The organism is Vibrio sp. 10N.286.49.E11 (assembly GCF_041469505.1).
In the GTDB taxonomy this organism is placed as follows: domain Bacteria; phylum Pseudomonadota; class Gammaproteobacteria; order Enterobacterales; family Vibrionaceae; genus Vibrio; species Vibrio crassostreae_C.
Genome location: NZ_JBFRKQ010000044.1, coordinates 58792 through 75311, shown reverse-complemented (window position 1 = coordinate 75311; position 16520 = coordinate 58792). Strand labels below are relative to the sequence as shown.

At 45.4% G+C, this 16520-nt stretch carries 16 protein-coding genes; 7 read left to right on the top strand and 9 right to left on the bottom strand.

Annotated features, from left to right (window positions below; translation table 11 throughout):
* Nucleotides 1-210: 210 nt before the first annotated feature.
* The 4 genes from rpoD to rpsU all read right to left on the bottom strand — a co-directional run bounded on the left by rpoD (nt 211) and on the right by rpsU (nt 4710).
* Nucleotides 211-2055 carry an RNA polymerase sigma factor RpoD gene (gene rpoD / locus AB4167_RS10495; protein ID WP_048614894.1) on the bottom strand — a complete coding sequence of 615 codons (1845 nt, stop codon included), beginning with the start codon at nt 2053-2055 and terminating at the stop codon, nt 211-213.
* A 99-nt stretch (nt 2056-2154) separates the two neighbouring features.
* The gene (dnaG, locus tag AB4167_RS10490; RefSeq protein ID WP_372054842.1) at nt 2155-3906 is read right to left on the bottom strand and encodes a DNA primase; all 1752 of its coding nucleotides are present in this window, start codon (nt 3904-3906) and stop codon (nt 2155-2157) included.
* A 119-nt stretch (nt 3907-4025) separates the two neighbouring features.
* Nucleotides 4026-4469, bottom strand: a complete 444-nt coding sequence (locus AB4167_RS10485) for a GatB/YqeY domain-containing protein (RefSeq protein WP_017069475.1) — start codon at nt 4467-4469, stop codon at nt 4026-4028.
* 25 nt (nt 4470-4494) lie between these two features.
* The gene (rpsU, locus tag AB4167_RS10480; protein WP_004396009.1) at nt 4495-4710 is read right to left on the bottom strand and encodes a 30S ribosomal protein S21; all 216 of its coding nucleotides are present in this window, start codon (nt 4708-4710) and stop codon (nt 4495-4497) included.
* A gap of 258 nt (nt 4711-4968) precedes the next feature.
* On the opposite strand from rpsU, the gene tsaD reads away from it, so the two are divergent.
* Together tsaD and AB4167_RS10470 are read left to right on the top strand one after the other, a co-directional pair.
* Nucleotides 4969-5985: a tRNA (adenosine(37)-N6)-threonylcarbamoyltransferase complex transferase subunit TsaD gene (gene tsaD / locus AB4167_RS10475; RefSeq protein ID WP_372136499.1), complete on the top strand. Its 1017-nt coding sequence runs from the start codon at nt 4969-4971 to the stop codon at nt 5983-5985.
* A 106-nt stretch (nt 5986-6091) separates the two neighbouring features.
* The gene (locus AB4167_RS10470) at nt 6092-6907 is read left to right on the top strand and encodes an alpha/beta fold hydrolase (protein ID WP_372136498.1); all 816 of its coding nucleotides are present in this window, start codon (nt 6092-6094) and stop codon (nt 6905-6907) included.
* Nucleotides 6908-6999: 92 nt separating this feature from the next.
* Here the strand turns inward: AB4167_RS10470 and plsY are convergent, their stop codons facing one another.
* Nucleotides 7000-7596, bottom strand: a complete 597-nt coding sequence (plsY, locus tag AB4167_RS10465) for a glycerol-3-phosphate 1-O-acyltransferase PlsY (RefSeq protein ID WP_009847793.1) — start codon at nt 7594-7596, stop codon at nt 7000-7002.
* 138 nt (nt 7597-7734) lie between these two features.
* Between plsY and folB the strand changes: the two genes are divergently transcribed.
* The 3 genes from folB to AB4167_RS10450 are packed head-to-tail and all read left to right on the top strand — an operon-like array spanning nt 7735 to nt 9392.
* A complete protein-coding gene (gene folB, locus AB4167_RS10460) occupies nt 7735-8094 on the top strand; it encodes a dihydroneopterin aldolase (RefSeq protein WP_372136497.1) in 360 nt (119 codons plus the stop codon).
* Nucleotides 8091-8573, top strand: a complete 483-nt coding sequence (gene folK / locus AB4167_RS10455) for a 2-amino-4-hydroxy-6-hydroxymethyldihydropteridine diphosphokinase (RefSeq protein WP_017062921.1) — start codon at nt 8091-8093, stop codon at nt 8571-8573. Before folB ends, folK begins: the two co-directional genes overlap by 4 nt.
* A gap of 15 nt (nt 8574-8588) precedes the next feature.
* Entirely contained in the window at nt 8589-9392 is an 804-nt protein-coding gene (locus AB4167_RS10450) for an undecaprenyl-diphosphate phosphatase (RefSeq protein WP_372136496.1), read from the top strand.
* A gap of 92 nt (nt 9393-9484) precedes the next feature.
* Here the strand turns inward: AB4167_RS10450 and AB4167_RS10445 are convergent, their stop codons facing one another.
* Complete coding sequence (locus AB4167_RS10445; RefSeq protein ID WP_372136495.1) at nt 9485-10801, bottom strand: multifunctional CCA addition/repair protein; 1317 nt, start codon at nt 10799-10801, stop codon at nt 9485-9487.
* A gap of 36 nt (nt 10802-10837) precedes the next feature.
* On the opposite strand from AB4167_RS10445, the gene AB4167_RS10440 reads away from it, so the two are divergent.
* Together AB4167_RS10440 and AB4167_RS10435 are read left to right on the top strand one after the other, a co-directional pair.
* Nucleotides 10838-12508, top strand: coding sequence for an AAA family ATPase (locus AB4167_RS10440; RefSeq protein ID WP_372136494.1), 1671 nt, complete (start codon nt 10838-10840; stop codon nt 12506-12508).
* Nucleotides 12508-13500, top strand: coding sequence for a general secretion pathway protein GspB (locus AB4167_RS10435; RefSeq protein ID WP_372136493.1), 993 nt, complete (start codon nt 12508-12510; stop codon nt 13498-13500). Before AB4167_RS10440 ends, AB4167_RS10435 begins: the two co-directional genes overlap by 1 nt.
* Nucleotides 13501-13605: 105 nt before the next feature.
* Here the strand turns inward: AB4167_RS10435 and AB4167_RS10430 are convergent, their stop codons facing one another.
* From AB4167_RS10430 to AB4167_RS10420, 3 genes are all read right to left on the bottom strand, one after another.
* On the bottom strand, nt 13606-14217 hold the full coding sequence (locus AB4167_RS10430; protein ID WP_017062917.1) for a TIGR04211 family SH3 domain-containing protein: 612 nt from the start codon (nt 14215-14217) through the stop codon (nt 13606-13608).
* 205 nt (nt 14218-14422) lie between these two features.
* Complete coding sequence (locus AB4167_RS10425) at nt 14423-15685, bottom strand: inorganic phosphate transporter (RefSeq protein WP_017061418.1); 1263 nt, start codon at nt 15683-15685, stop codon at nt 14423-14425.
* A gap of 128 nt (nt 15686-15813) precedes the next feature.
* Nucleotides 15814-16494 carry a TIGR00153 family protein gene (locus tag AB4167_RS10420; protein ID WP_010434644.1) on the bottom strand — a complete coding sequence of 227 codons (681 nt, stop codon included), beginning with the start codon at nt 16492-16494 and terminating at the stop codon, nt 15814-15816.
* Nucleotides 16495-16520 lie beyond the last annotated feature (26 nt).

The following is a 16520-nucleotide window of genomic DNA, read 5'->3' as shown; positions in this document are numbered from 1 at the left end:
AACGAAAGTGGGGGTTATACCTGCTCTAACCACTGAGCTAAGGGGCCGTAGGGCATAGATTATAGGGGAAGCGTTCAATGGTGTCTAGACACTATAAGGGGCAATTCCGCTTACATCTTAGCCACTTAAATCACACAGATAAAAAAAAGGTGAGCCAACGCTCACCTTTTCTTATTTATGCTTAAAAGCTAACCACACTTGAGTGTGCGATTACTCGTCTAGGAAGCTACGCAGAGTTTCTGAGCGGCTTGGGTGACGAAGTTTACGTAGTGCTTTTGCTTCGATCTGACGGATACGTTCACGAGTTACGTCGAACTGTTTACCAACCTCTTCAAGAGTGTGGTCAGTGTTCATGTCGATACCGAAACGCATACGCAGTACTTTAGCTTCACGAGGTGTTAGGCCTGCAAGAACATCTTTAGTTGCACCGCGTAGGCTGGTTGCCGTTGCAGAGTCTAGAGGTAGTTCTAGCGTTGTATCTTCGATGAAATCACCTAGGTGCGAATCTTCGTCGTCACCGATTGGTGTCTCCATTGAGATTGGCTCTTTAGCGATTTTCAGTACTTTACGGATCTTGTCTTCAGGCATTTGCATGCGTTCAGCCAGTTCTTCCGGAAGTGGTTCACGACCCATCTCTTGTAGCATTTGACGAGAGATACGGTTTAGTTTGTTGATCGTTTCGATCATGTGAACCGGAATACGGATAGTACGAGCTTGGTCGGCAATCGAACGAGTGATTGCTTGACGGATCCACCAAGTAGCGTAAGTAGAGAACTTGTAACCACGACGGTATTCAAACTTATCTACCGCTTTCATCAGACCGATGTTACCTTCTTGGATTAGATCCAGGAATTGTAGACCACGGTTTGTGTACTTCTTAGCAATCGAGATTACTAGACGTAAGTTCGCTTCAACCATCTCTTTCTTCGCACGACGAGCTTTCGCTTCACCGATAGACATGCGACGGCTGATATCTTTGATGCTTTGAACAGTAAGAGACGTTTCACGTTCGATCATATCCAGTTTTTGGATAGAGCGACGGATGTCGTGCTCGTTACGTTTGATCTTTTCTGCGTATGGCTTGTCTGAAGCAAGAACTTCATCCAACCATGCTTCGCTAGATTCGTTGCCAGTAAATAGAGCAATGAAAGATTTCTTCGGCATTTTGCCGTACTCAACCGTTTGACGCATGATTAGGCGTTCTTGAGTACGTACACGATCCATAGAGTTACGCAGTTCGTTTACTAGGTAATCAAACTGTTTTGGTGTTAGACGGAACTCTTTGAATACGTCTTGCATCATTGTCGTTGCAAGCATTGCTTTCGGGCTTTCATGGCCGTACTCGTTGATCGCTAGTTGACGATTCTGGTAGCTAGTACGAAGTGCTGTGAACTTCTCAAGAGCAAGTTCAGGATCGATACCTGTATCTTCTTCTTCCTCTTCCTCATCGTCTTCTGCGTCTTCTTTGTCTTCGTCTTCCAGATCAGTTTCAGCAAGTTCTGAACCGATGTGAGTCGCCGTTGGCGCAGCTGTGCCATCGTCGTCTGGGTCAACAAAGCCATTGATTAGGTCTGTTAAGCGAATCTCTTCTGCTTGTACGCGGTCAAACTGTTCCAAGATGTATGGAATAGTGCCTGGGTACTCAGCAACCGATAGTTGAACTGTATTGATACCATCTTCAATACGCTTCGCAATGTCGATTTCGCCTTCACGAGTCAGTAGTTCAACTGTACCCATTTCACGCATGTACATACGAACTGGGTCAGTAGTACGGCCAATCTCGCTTTCTACGCTTGAAAGCGCAGCAGCTGCAGCTTCGGCTGCATCTTCATCTATATTGGCATCGTCATCATTAAGTGCTAGATCATCAGCATCAGGTGCAGTTTCAACTACCTTGATACCCATGTCGTTAATCATTTGAATGATGTCTTCTACCTGTTCAGAATCCACGATTTCTGCAGGTAGGTGGTCGTTTACTTCGGCGTAGGTCAGATAGCCTTGTTCCTTGCCTTTAATAACAAGTAATTTAAGCTGTGACTGCGGATTTTGATCCATAGATGATATCCAACTTCAGGTCTGGTGAAGGACGTTGCATTCTCAAATGCAAACCAATTATGTTAACAAATTTATTAAATGCTGACTAATCAAACAGGGTTACGCTTTTAGATCTAGCATTAAAGCTAGTAGCTCCCTTTTTTCTTCGGCTGATAAACCGACGCTTCTTGCTTTGGCCTGCAGGTTTTCAATTTGTTTTTCAACGCACTGGGCAAGTATATTGTCCAATGAGTCTAAAAATATGTCTTCTTGATTGTCTTCGTCGAGGGGGATTTCCCAGCTCGCGAGACGAGACAGAAGAGCCTCATGTTTATTGTGTCGCCAATGCTCTAATAATTGGCCTGTGTTGATATGGGGATGCGCATGGCATTTATCAAGTACTTCGACGAATAAACTTAGTCCAGGCAGCTGTAAGCCTTTGACACTTGATAAATCCGGTACCATATCAGCATAGCTCGGATTTTGGATAAGCAAAGCGATAACTTCACGCATTGGAGTGCGTTTCAGCTCTTTGTGCGGTTGAGGTATCGGGTTCTGTGTATGAACACGCGCTCGTCTCAATTGGTTATCAAATCCAGTGCGCTCATCGAGCAATTTTTCGAGCAACTCTTGGAAGTAACTGTCAGGGATTTTGTTAATCAATGCGCTAGCGTGTGCGCGCAGTGCCGATTTCCCTTCGGTTGTTCCCAAGTTTAACTTGTGTATTTCAATCAGGTTATCGAACAAATAGGTCGAAAGCGGTGTCGCATTTTGAACAAGCTGTTCGAAAGCGGCTTTGCCGTGTTCTCTTATATAGCTGTCTGGGTCTTCACCGTCGGGCAAGAATAGAAACTTGAGTGTGTTACCGGTTTTCAGGTACTCAAGGGCATTTTCTAGTGCGCGCCACGCGGCTTCTTTACCTGCTCGGTCACCATCGTAACAACAAACCACTGTGCTGGTTTGGCGGAACAGCATTTGAACGTGGTCACCGGTTGTCGATGTGCCCAGTGATGCTACTGAGTAATCAACACCATATTGCGCTAATGCCACTACATCCATGTAACCTTCAACCACAAGTATTTGCGGCGGTTCACGGTAGGCTTGCAGCACTTCATAAAGGCCGTAAAGCTCTTTACCTTTATGGAAGATAGGCGTTTCTGGTGAGTTGAGATATTTTGGAGTACCGTCTTCTAATACACGACCACCAAAACCAATCACACGGCCACGACGATCGCGAATCGGGAACATTACGCGTCCACGGAATCGGTCGTATCGGTTACCTTTATCGTTCTCAATTAACATGCCGCCAGTTACGAGCATGTCTTGGGCTTCTTTCTGTTGGCCAAAGTTCTTACGAACTAAGTCCCACTCATCGGCCACATAACCAATACCAAACTTCTGGACGATCTCGCCCGAAAGGCCACGATTCTTTAGGTAATCAATCGCAGGTTTGTTGGCTGATATTTTCAGTTGAGAGCGGTAAAAATTACTGATGCCGCCCATCAAATCGTAGAGGTTACGTTTTTGTTCGCTGTTGGCTCTTGGTGCTGTTGATATCTCGCCGCTGCGTTGCTCTCTAGGAACATCGAGGCCTAAGAAAGAGGCAAGCTCTTCAATCGCTTCAACAAAATCGAGACGTTCGAACTCCATAATGAAGTCGATAGCATTACCGTGTACGCCACAACCAAAGCAGTGATAAAACTGTTTTTCTTGGCTTACGCTAAAAGAAGGGGTCTTTTCGTTGTGGAATGGGCAACAAGCACCATAGTTTTTGCCTTTTTTCTTAAGTTTCACGCGTGCGTCCACTATGTCGACAATGTCGAGACGCGCTAGGAGATCATCAATGAAACTACGCGGGATGTGTCCTGCCATAAAACCTTAGAAAAATGCACTAACTGAGAGTGTGGATAATAATAGTTTGAATAGGTTACAGATACAAACAAGCCGTGCGTTCCGAAGGATTGCACGGCTTGTTGCAATTTGATTTGGGATTAAGCGAGTTTAGAACGAACTAAACCACTAACTTTACCCATATCTGCACGCCCTTGAATTTGTGGTTTCAAGATAGCCATTACTTTACCCATGTCTTGCATGCCCGCTGGTTGAGCTTCGGCGATTGCGCTATCAAGTAGTGCAATAACTTCTTCATCAGTTAGCGGTTGAGGCATAAAGCCTTCAAGTACCGTAATTTCTGCTTTTTCCACGTCAGCAAGATCTTGACGATTTGCTGATTCATATTGAGCAACAGAATCGCGACGTTGCTTAACCATTTTAACTAATACAGCAAGAATGTCGTCGTCGTTCAGAGTGATCCGTTCGTCAACTTCACGTTGCTTAATTGCTGAAAGAGCTAAGCGGATAGTGCCAAGGCGCGGTTTGTCCTTGGCTTTCATCGCTAATTTTTGCTCTTCTTTGAGTTGTTCAATAAGAGCCATAACTCAGTCCTTATGGATTAAGTTATTAGTACAGGCGAACGCGACGTGCGTTTTCGCGAGCTAGCTTCTTAGCGTGACGCTTTTGAGCTGCTGCTTTAGCGCGTTTGCGAACTGTAGTTGGCTTTTCGTAGTGCTCGCGACGGCGAACTTCAGAAAGGATACCTGCTTTTTCACAAGAGCGCTTGAAACGACGTAGTGCAACGTCGAACGGTTCGTTTTCACGTACTTTAACTATTGGCATATGCCTTTCACCTCAGGGGTTATTCATTATCGCTGGCTACTCAGTACCAAATCAGAGAAGTTACCCATCGAGCTAACTCTCTATTCGCGTTTGGCCATTAACCAGCTTGATCAAAAATGGTGCGGAATTTTAATCCGATCACAGTGGCTTTGTAAAGCACTTTGTCGATTATAGTCTGTACAATATTTGTTTGAAGAGCTTAGGCAGGGTAATATTGCGCTAATTTCCCATTTTAGACGAAAGCGTGCCGAGAAAATTATGCGCATTATTGGTATTGAAACCTCTTGTGATGAAACAGGAATCGCGATTTATGATGATGAGCAAGGGCTGCTTTCTCATCAATTATATAGCCAAGTAAAGCTGCACGCCGATTACGGTGGTGTGGTACCTGAGCTAGCTTCGCGTGACCACGTGAAAAAAACAATTCCTCTTATTAAAGCGGCATTAGCTGAAGCGAACCTAACGTCGAAAGACATTGATGGTGTGGCTTACACGGCTGGTCCAGGTTTAGTGGGCGCTTTGCTTGTAGGTGCAACGATTGGTCGCAGTATTGCTTATGCGTGGGGCGTGCCTGCTGTGCCTGTCCATCATATGGAAGGCCACCTTCTTGCGCCAATGTTAGAAGACAATCCACCTCCATTCCCATTTGTGGCTCTGCTGGTTTCTGGCGGCCATACTATGATGGTAGAAGTGAAAGGCATTGGTGAATACCGAATTCTTGGTGAATCGATTGATGATGCAGCGGGTGAAGCGTTTGATAAAACCGCGAAGCTGATGGGCTTAGATTACCCTGGTGGTCCACTGCTATCTCGCTTGGCAGAAAAAGGCACTCCGGGTCGTTTTAAGTTCCCGCGTCCAATGACCGATCGTCCGGGTCTAGATATGAGCTTTTCTGGTTTGAAGACGTTCGCAGCGAATACCATTCGCGATAACGATAATGATGACCAAACTCGCGCTGATATCGCTTATGCATTCCAAGAAGCTGTTTGTGCAACCTTAGTAATCAAGTGTAAGCGAGCCTTGGTTGAAACGGGCATGAAACGTATAGTGATTGCTGGCGGTGTAAGTGCCAACAAACAACTGCGCGTTGAGCTTGAGGCGCTTGCTAAGAAAGTCGGTGGTGAGGTGTACTACCCACGCACTGAGTTCTGTACAGATAATGGTGCGATGATCGCTTATGCGGGCATGCAGCGCCTGAAGAATGGCGAAACGGCTGATTTGTCTGTTCATGCCACACCGCGTTGGCCTATTGACCAGCTAGAGCCAATTGAGTAATTGACTATAGTGTTTCGATAAACGGTCGCCTTGTGCGGCCGTTTTTATATCCTAGCTTACCGACCGTATGTCGATAAATAATTGCTGATAGAGATTAGGGAAGAAAATGAACAAGTTCACAGTAGACAATCAATCGATGGCGTACCTAGATGAAGGTCAAGGCCCTGTTGTTGTACTCGGCCACAGCTACCTTTGGGATAGTGCAATGTGGAAGCCGCAGATCGAAGCATTAAAAACTCAGTATCGCTGTATTGTTCCAGAGCTTTGGTCTCACGGTGAGTCTCAAGCTGCACCCGCTTCGATGCGTAACTTGAAAGATTACGCTCAGCACGTTTTGGCTCTGCTTGATCATTTAGAGATCGAAGAATTCTCAGTGGTTGGCTTATCGGTTGGCGGTATGTGGGGGACTGAGTTAGCGGAACTTGCACCTGCACGTATTAAGTCTTTGGTTCTAATGGATACTTTTGTGGGTTTAGAACCAGAAGTTGCTCACGCAAAGTACTTCAGCATGTTAGATACCATCACTCAAACCAAGACGGTTCCTCAGCCAATTGTTGAAGCGGTTGTTCCACTGTTCTTCGCTAATGATACGCAAACCAACACGCCAGCTTTAGTTGAAGGTTTTACTCAGCAGTTATCTGAACTTAAGGGTGATAAAGCGGAAGAAGTGGCGCGCATCGGTCGAATGGTGTTTGGACGTCGTGATATGATCGAATCAGTAGAGAACTTTGCTTTGCCTGTTTTGATTGCTGTAGGACAAGAAGATAAACCACGTCCGGTTCTTGAGTCATACCTAATGCACGATTGCATTACGGGCAGTGAATTAGTGGTGATTCCTGGCGCAGGTCATATTAGCTCGTTAGAGCAACCAGAGTTTGTGAACACAATGCTGAAGACGTTTTTAGATAAACATCTGCTGTAAGTTCTTAAATACTGAATAGTGTTGTTCGACTTATACTTACGTCGGTTTAAACGCATCTCGGTTTAAAAATAGTTCGGCTTAGACGTGACAGTTTAAGCCGATTTTTTTTGTCCGAGTTTTGGTTCGCTGCCATCGAGTAGGCGGCGGATATTCTGGTGGTGACGTAACACGATCAAACAGCACAGCATGGCTACTGGCAATGTGTATTGAGGTTTGACTAACCAAGCGTAGAAAGGGGCAAGTAGCACAGTAACCAGTGCCGCTAAAGAAGAGTAACGAAACAAAAACGCCACCACTAACCAAGTCGCCATGATCATTCCGGTTAGATCGAACCCTATTGGGGCGATAGCGCCGAGTGCGGTTGCCACGCCTTTACCACCTTTGAAGTGGAAGAAGATTGGATACATATGGCCAAGACACGCCGCAATTGCGACAACCCCTAAAATAATTGGGTCGATCTTGAGGTAGTAGCCAAGCCAGACAGGGATAGTGCCTTTCAGCATGTCACATAGGAGGACGGCAGCAGCTGCGCCTTTACCGCCAACACGCAGTACATTGGTGGCGCCCGGGTTATTGGAGCCTACCGTTCTTGGATCGGGAAGTCTTAAGACTCGGCATATCAAGACCGCACTAGAGATTGAACCTAGCAAATAGGCTGCAATGATCATGATTAGTGCCAATGGGGTCATGTCTTTCCTTAAACGGTTATAAGCCTAACGATGGGAAAATAATGCTCAATCCAAGAGTAATTGATATCATATCTCGAATTATGCAAATAATACGTTTTTTTCCCCTATATGGGTATCCGACCTCTAAAAGGACAAGTCATGGCACTGGATAAAGTTTTCATTGAACAGCTAGAAGTAATTACAACGATCGGTGTTTACGATTGGGAACAAGAGATTAAACAAAAACTTGTGCTTGATATTGAAATGGCTCATGACAACCGCCCAGCAGGCAAGAGTGATGATGTGGTTGATGCTTTGGATTATTCGAAAGTGAGCACTGCAGTACTTGAGCACATTGCAAATGGCCGTTTTCTACTCGTAGAACGTGTTGCTGAAGAAGTCGCAGAGCTTATTATGACTCAGTTCTCTGTGCCGTGGATTAAAATCCGATTGGCTAAACCTGGCGCAGTGCCACAAGCAAAATCCGTTGGTGTGATCATCGAACGAGGTCAAGCATGACAGTAGCCTATGTTGGTGTTGGCACGAACATAGACCGCGACAAGCATGCAAGGGTGGCATGGACAGAGCTTCAATCGTTAGGGACTAACCTTAAATGCTCTAAAATCTATCACTGTGAGCCCGTGGGTTTTAATAGCCATCCGTTTTATAACTTTGTGATAGAGCTCGACACGTCACTCTCATTGACTGAATTTTCACAGCAGCTGCGTAAAATTGAGTTTAAATGGGGTCGCTCTCAAGATGCGCACAAACTACAAGATCGAAAACTCGATCTTGATATTGTGCTGTTTGGAGAGGAGGTTTCTGAGTGTGAACCAGAATTACCACGCAGTGATATCTACAAATATCCTTTTGTAACACAGCCGCTTTATGATCTTTGTCCTGCGCGAGTGATCCCGCAAGACGGAAGAACCGTCAGTGAAATATGGCAGAAGATGCAGCAATTAGACTCGCTCTCTGTCGTAGATATAAAACTATAATTTTTAAGGTAAGTAATGAGTTATTTTGAAGCGTTTATATTGGCGTTGGTGCAAGGCTTTACAGAGTTTTTACCTATTTCCAGTTCTGCACACCTAATCCTTCCTTCAGCTGTTTTAGGCTGGGAAGATCAAGGTTTGGCTTTTGATGTCGCTGTCCACGTTGGTACTTTGGCAGCTGTTGTTATCTATTTCCGTAAAGAAGTGGTCTCTCTGTTGAGCGCATTCTTTGGTTCAGTGTTTAAAGGTGATCGTAGTAAAGAAGCGAAGTTAGCGTGGATGATCATTCTCGCGACGATTCCTGCGTGTATCTTTGGCTTGTTGATGAAAGATATTGTTGAGCTTTACTTACGCAGTGCGTGGGTGATCGCGACGACAACGATTATCTTTGGTCTATTGCTATGGTGGGTGGACAAGAACTCAAGCCTGCGCGATGACGAATACCAAGCGGGTTGGAAAAAGGCGCTGTTTATTGGTCTTGCTCAAGCAATGGCGATCATTCCGGGCACGTCTCGTTCTGGCGCAACCATTACCGCGGCGCTTTACCTTGGTTTCACACGTGAAGCGGCGGCTCGATTCTCTTTCTTGATGTCTATCCCAATCATCACTCTGGCTGGTGGTTATTTAGGTCTTAAGTTGGTGACAAGCGGTGACCCAATCCATGTTGGCACTTTGCTAACGGGTGTTGCGGTGTCTTTCATCAGTGCTTACATCTGTATTCACTTCTTCTTGAAGCTTATCTCTCGTATGGGCATGACACCGTTCGTTATCTACCGCCTGATTCTAGGTTGTGGTCTGTTTGCTTTCTTAATTATGCAGTAACAGACACAGGCAACGGTCTCGCTGTAAGAATTGAAACAAAAGGCCCGCTTAACTGCGGGCTTTTTAATACGTTTTAGTTAGTGCGGTGACGATTAACTGCTAGCAAGTTCTGATAGAGCGTTTTCAATTGCGATGGCTCTGCGTTTCTCTTGTTCTTCTCGAATATCTTTACCTTTAAAGCCATCGGCAATAATCGCCTTAACTTCGACTTGAAGCGCCGCTTGGTAGGCGACTTCAAAGCGCGCTTTTTGAGGATAAGGCTGATCTTCTAATCCTTTTCGGCCTGCGTGGTCGGCCTGGCAGCAAAGTAGTATATCGTCGAGCCTATCTGGCTTACGCCAAACATCGAACTTGTTGAGAACCTTGAGAAAGGTGGTTGGTTTGAGCTCGCCTGTGCGGTGGATATTAGAATGTTGCTCGCACACTAACAACGCAAGGTCTCTGAACTCATTGGGCACTCTCACTCGCTCACACAGTTTCTTGATTATCTTAACACCTGTGTGGCAGTGCATTTTATGGCTTGGCCATTCAGCTTGTGGTGTGACGCCTTTACCTAAGTCATGCACTTGAGCTGCAAAGCGTACCGGTAGCGATGGGCTTAATAGTGCGGCTTGCTGAGCAACCATCAGAGTGTGAATACCCGTGTCGATTTCAGGGTGCCATTTTTCAGGTTGAGGGACGCCAAATAGAGCGTCAATCTCAGGTAATACGACTGCCAATGCACCACACTCTTTCAATACAGAGAGGAACACTTCAGGGTGCGGTGTACTAAGAGACTTATGCCACTCTTGCCAAACTCGTTCGGCAGTGAGATGTGCCAGCTCACCGGATTGGACGATCTCACTCATCATATCCATGGTTTCAGGTGCAACCGTGAAGTTAAGATGGTGAAGCTTGGCGGCGAAGCGAGCCACACGCAGTACACGAAGAGGGTCTTCAACAAAAGCGTCTGAAACGTGTCTTAAGATACGATCCGAGAGATCTTTCTGGCCATGATAAGGATCGTGAAGTTGGCCTTTATCATCTTGAGCTATAGCGTTGATGGTCAGATCTCGACGCATCAGGTCTTCTTCCAAACTCACGTCTGGCGCGAAGTAACATTCGAAGCCTGTGTAACCAGAGCCTGATTTTCTCTCAGTGCGAGCCAGTGCGTGCTCTTCTTTGGTTCTTGGGTGCAAGAATACCGGGAAATCTTTTCCCACAGCAGTAAAGCCAAGGTTTTCCATCTCTTGAGGGGTACTCCCTACCACGACCCAATCTCTATCATAACTATCAATATTGAGCAGCTTATCGCGCACTGCTCCACCGACTAGATAGCGTTGTAGCCCGTTGTCTTTTGGTAGGCTATCGTAAATTTGCAACTTATCACCTCGAAATGTTTTATCACTGCTGGACTTTACTGCAAGCAATGGTACTTTCCATTAATCGTAATTATAGGGCAGCACATGTATAAGGAATATTTTGGCTTCGTTGAGATGCCATTTTCGATTGTACCAAATTCTCGCTACTTGTTTTTGAGTCAGCGCCATCAAGAAGCGATGCAGAACCTACAAGCCGGTTTAGGCGAGGGTGGGGGCTTTGCGATGCTTACTGGTGAGGTTGGTACAGGGAAAACAACGGTCGCTAAGGCGATGTTGTCTTCATTGGATAGTCATACTCAGGCTGGCCTTATACTTAACCCTACGTTTTCAAATACGGATTTACTAGAAGCTATCTGCGATGAGTTTGAGGTCGAGTACCCAGAACAAGCATCGTTGAAACAGCTCAGTCAGGCTATTCATTATTTTCTACTTGATAGCCATGCCGAAGGCATTCAAACCCTATTGGTGATCGATGAAGCCCAACACCTCGCTGCCGATGTGTTGGAGCAGTTACGCCTTCTAACAAACTTGGAAACCGACAATCGTAAGCTGTTAAAAGTACTGTTGGTCGGCCAGCCGGAATTACAACAGCACTTACAAACCACGCAGCTACGTCAGCTAGCACAGCGCATTACTGGTCGTTATCACTTACTGCCTCTTAATACCGAAGAAACGGGCAAGTACATCGCGTTTCGTTTGGAGACGGCGGGTGGCGAGCAGATGTTGTTTTCGAACCGTTCTATCAAGCTGATTGCTCAATATACGCATGGTATTCCAAGGCTCATTAACTTGGTGTGTGATAAAGCACTGCAGTTGGCTTTTCATGACGGTGAGCAGCTACCGAGCAATGAAACGGTTAACCGAGCGTGTCAGCAGGTTATGTCCTTTCAGGCCGATGTGTATCACGTCGAGAAAGCTCTAACTTCTCGTGTCGCGCCTAAGTTATTCCAATACGTAGGGATTGCGACGTTAAGCGTTGGTCTTGCAATAGCGACCTTTAACTTCGCTCCAAGCTATATCAATGCTTGGTTGCCTACGGATGCATCAAATGGAGCAAAGACGGAAGTGTTAGCACGTACTCAGCGTTCTTTGGTATCAGATGTTCCTAAGTTGGTTGCTGAGCCAAAACCTGCCAAGTTTGAATTGCCACAACACATTCAACAACATTTGATGCAGGGGACCAATCGTTCTCTCGCTATCAAAGACTTGTATACGTTGTGGGGATATCAATCTTCACTGCGTGATGGATTGTGCTTAAGTGAGCCACAAAGTGTTTTTGTGTGTGAGCAGCAGCAGGCCAGTTTGGATACCTTGTTAGAACTTGGTGTTCCTGTGGTACTTAATCTCGACATAGACCAAAAACCAGTGTTTGCTGTGCTGTATGGCGTGTCTAAGGATTCTGTCGAGTTGCTGGTTAATGAAAAGCTGTTGGTGATGCCGAAGCAATCCTTAGAGCAAATCTGGCAAGGCGATTACGTCGCTATTTGGAAGCAGCCGCTGCGAGAGACCCTTAAAGAGGGCTATCAAGGTGAAGCGGTTGCTTTGCTTGATCTACTGCTTTCTGAAGTATTAGGAGAGGTTGTTTCCGGTAATGATGTATTTGATTATGAGTTAAAAATGAAAATCGAAGCATTTCAAACGTGGCAAGGTATGTCTGTTGATGGCATTGCAGGTAAGCGCACCTTAGCAAGATTGCAGAGATTAGCTCAACTCGATTCGCCTAAGCTGATGTCACTAGAAGGGGGCGAAAGCTAATGTCACGTATTATGCACGAACTTAAACAGCCGTCTCACAAGCCATCTTCTATTAATCAGCACTCTCTTAGCAAACCAAGCTTCAAAGGCTACCAGAATCATCATGTTCCTAATTCTGCAAAAGGGATGAGCAACAAGCGAGGTTCATCGTTAGCGATGGGGCTACTCTTAATCTTGGTTCCTTCTTTGTTGGTGGGTGGCGTCTTGGCTTATCAATCGTATATCCAACAACAAGAAGCCGTGAACCAAGCTGCCAATGTCGCTCTGCCAGAATTTAAAACTGAATCAGACATTGAGCCTGAAATTGCGGATGCTGATATAGCAAGCATGGATGCCGTGTCTGAGGAAGAAGATGCCTCGTTCACCGTTCGCCCTGCACCGGAGAGCCAACCTTTGAAAGCACTGCCACGCCAAGAGATGTATGCACAGATTGATTCTGGCGCTAATCGTGCAAACACCGCTGGTGGCTCAGCAGTGATCTTCGCTAATGCTGATAACAACACTCAAATGACAGCCAGTTCTGAATCGTCATCCGTTCAGCCAGGCGCGAGTGATGAAACGACTGCTCTGCAATCAAGCACTGATCAGCAATCAAATAGTGACTTACAATCGGACAGTGATCTGCTGCAAGGGCTAGACCTCAGTGAGTTGCCACCTGATTTGGCATTGAAGCTTGAATCCATTATGGGGGAGCAACAAAGCACTCCTGAGCCGATGGACTCTAGACCCGCAGGGCAAAGAGGCTCTCAGGTTATTGAGTTGGAAACGCACACCAATAGCTTATCAGGCGTCCTTCCTAAGTTAGACCTACAAACTCATATGTACTCGAGCAGCGAGACCAAACGTTGGGTAAAAGTGAACGGCCAAGAAGTGGCGCAAGGAGATTGGATTGGACAAGACATTCAATTACTAGAGATTAAGCCACAATCAGTGATCATAGAGTTCAATCAACAGAAGATAGAAATCCCGGCTCTGTACGAGTGGAAAGGTTAGCGATTTCTATACGTATTTAGATAACAGACAAATAAAAAGGAGCACCTCGGTGCTCCTTTTTGATATTCGATACTGAATTTACTGTACCTGATACAAGCGTTAAGTCTACGCCCAACCGTTTGGTGATTTTCTGCGACGAGGCATGATGTGTGGCAGAACAAGGCCTAGAAGTAGACCAATACCCGCAACACCACCACCGTACATGAAGTACTTCAATAGTAGGTCGTCTTTTTGAGTGTCTAGCTTAGCGCGCAGTTCACGGTTCTCTGTTTGAGAACTCGTTAGCTGTTGGCTAATTTCACTGTAGTTCTGTTCTAGTTCAGCAATCTGCTTGTTACGAGAATCTAGAGAGCTTGCTAGGCCAGCTTTTTCGCTGTCAGCACTCTGACGAGCATTCGCTAGCTTGCCTTTAACTTCCGTCAGCTCTTTCTCTAGCTTAGGCATACGCAGTGCCATGCTTTCTTGAGTGCTTACAAACTTGCTTTCAACCCAACCTTTACGGCCACGGTTGTCTTGAATTTGGGTGTAACCCGTACTCTTGTTAGTTTGTAGGAATGTAATCTTTTCACCAGCATCAACACTACCGATGATACGGAATGTGTTGTTTGGGCCAGAATGCATATAAGTAAATAGTTTGTCAGCAATATAACGGTCTTGTGCAAAGGCAGCTGGAGCCGCAAGCATTGCGAACAAAACTAAGCTAATCAGTTTTTTCACAGTAAATCCCTTAACGATTCAAATTGGGTAGGCGTATGAGTCAGCCTCAATCAGCAAATAATATTTAGTTTCTTTATGCGGTGCAACAAAGAAGGGAGGCAAAGCCTCCCTTTCTGTGCGTTTGAGTCAATAATGACATGGCATTTACATATCGTTACTGAAGCTCACACTGTTCTGACGCTAGTATTCACTAACGCAGTCGCGATTACATAGTAAACGCAGCTTGAATTCCGTAGAAGAACACAACAGCAAGTAGAGCACCTGCAGGTAGTGTCACAATCCAAGAAGCCACGATATTACGTACAACGCCTAAGTTTAGTGCTGCGATACCACGAGCAAAACCAACACCTAATACTGCACCAACGAGTGTTTGTGTAGTAGAGATTGGAAGGCCAGTACCTGAAGCTAGTACAACTGTACATGCCGTTGCAAGTTGTGCAGCAAAGCCACGGCTTGGTGTTAGTTCTGTAATACCAGTACCAACGGTTGCCATTACTTTATGACCCATTGTTGCAAGACCAACAACGATACCGAAACCACCTAGAGGAAGAATCCACCATGCGATAGTACTCTTACCTGTGATTTCACCCATGTGCTCAACGGTTGATACAACAGCAGACAGTGGACCAATCGCGTTTGCAACGTCGTTTGAACCGTGTGCAAATGCCATCGCACAAGCTGTGATAACCATGAGTACAGAGAAGATGCCTTCAACACCTGCAAAGCCGTGGTCTTCTTCGCGGTTAGCGAATTTCTTCTGGATGTATAGGTAACCGCCGATCATTACAAGCGCAGAAACGCCAGCAGCCCAAACCCATGCTTCAGTGTTGCTTAGGTGAAGACCAACGTGCTTAAGACCTTTCTTGATGGTTACAAGTGCAATTACCATTGTTGTAATGAACATGTATACCGGTACAAAGCGTTTCGCGTTAAATAGCGGGTTCTCTGTATCAAAAATCAGTCGTTGAGCACTTACAAATATGACGTAAGCGAAGAAGCCGGAAATAACGGGTGTGATAATCCAACTGCCCACAATACCTTGAACACTGTTCCAGTCTACAGCTTCAGTACCTACAGAAATACACGCAAAGCCGATGATTGCACCGATGATTGAGTGAGTCGTAGAAACCGGCCAGCCCATGTAAGAAGCGAGAAGTAGCCATGTACCAGCAGCAAGAAGTGCTGACATCATGCCGTACACAAGTACATCTGGTTGATGAGCGAATAGAGACGTTTCGATAACACCTTTACGGATCGTGTCTGTTACTTCGCCGCCCGCAAGGTAAGCACCTGCGAATTCAAAGATCATTGCGATAATAATCGCTTGTTTAACGGTTAAAGCTTTAGAGCCTACAGAGGTGCCCATTGCGTTCGCAACGTCATTTGCACCAATACCAATAGCCATCAAGAAACCGAAAGCTGCTGCAACAATAATCAGGACAGTGCCGTAGTTAGCAAGGATATCCATCGTAATACCTAGTTGTTTGATAACAAGCGGAACAAATTTAGACGCAAAAAACCGCTCAGCGAGAGGAATACTCAGCGCATAAGTGGTTTGTTCAAAAAATGCTCTTCGTTATATGGTTAACGTATGATTTAAGATCGAGAAAGCATTACTTCAAGACGAGCGCCTACACGCTGTGCTTGATCTGCAATACCACCAACCCATTCAAGAATTTTGTATAAGAACATGATATCAACTGGATTCAGATCGCCTTCAATTGCCATTAGTTGTTGGCGTAGTTCGATCTGCATCGCATCCGTGTCATCTTCAATTACATCTAATTGATGAATCATTTCGGCAACGAGTGTTACTTCACGGCCTTTAAAGCCAGTCTCAAGTAATTCGTCTAATTCATTGATTACGTTTTGTGCTTGGTTCGCTGCATCTAGACAACGTTTAACGTAAGCGATGAAGTTTTCTTGCATAGGAGCAGGAATGACAAGTTGACGACCATATACACGGCCAGCAATGTCTTTCGCTAGGTTTGCGAGTTTGTCTTGTTGCGTTAATAGCTCCAACATATCGGTGCGATCAACTGGCATAAACAAACCACGAGGAAGTTTAAGGCGAATTTCACGTTTTAGTACGTCAGCTTCTTTCTCAAGGTGAGAAATTTGAGCTCGAATTTCTGATGCTTTTTCCCAGTCACCTTTTGAAGAAACTTCAAAGAAATTAACTAGGTGAGAACAACATTCGTTCACGCATACTACGTGACGCTGCAAAGGTTTAATTGGGGACTTTGCAAATAACCCCATAATTGTATTTACTGGCATGGTCATCCAACCTAATAAATAATAAC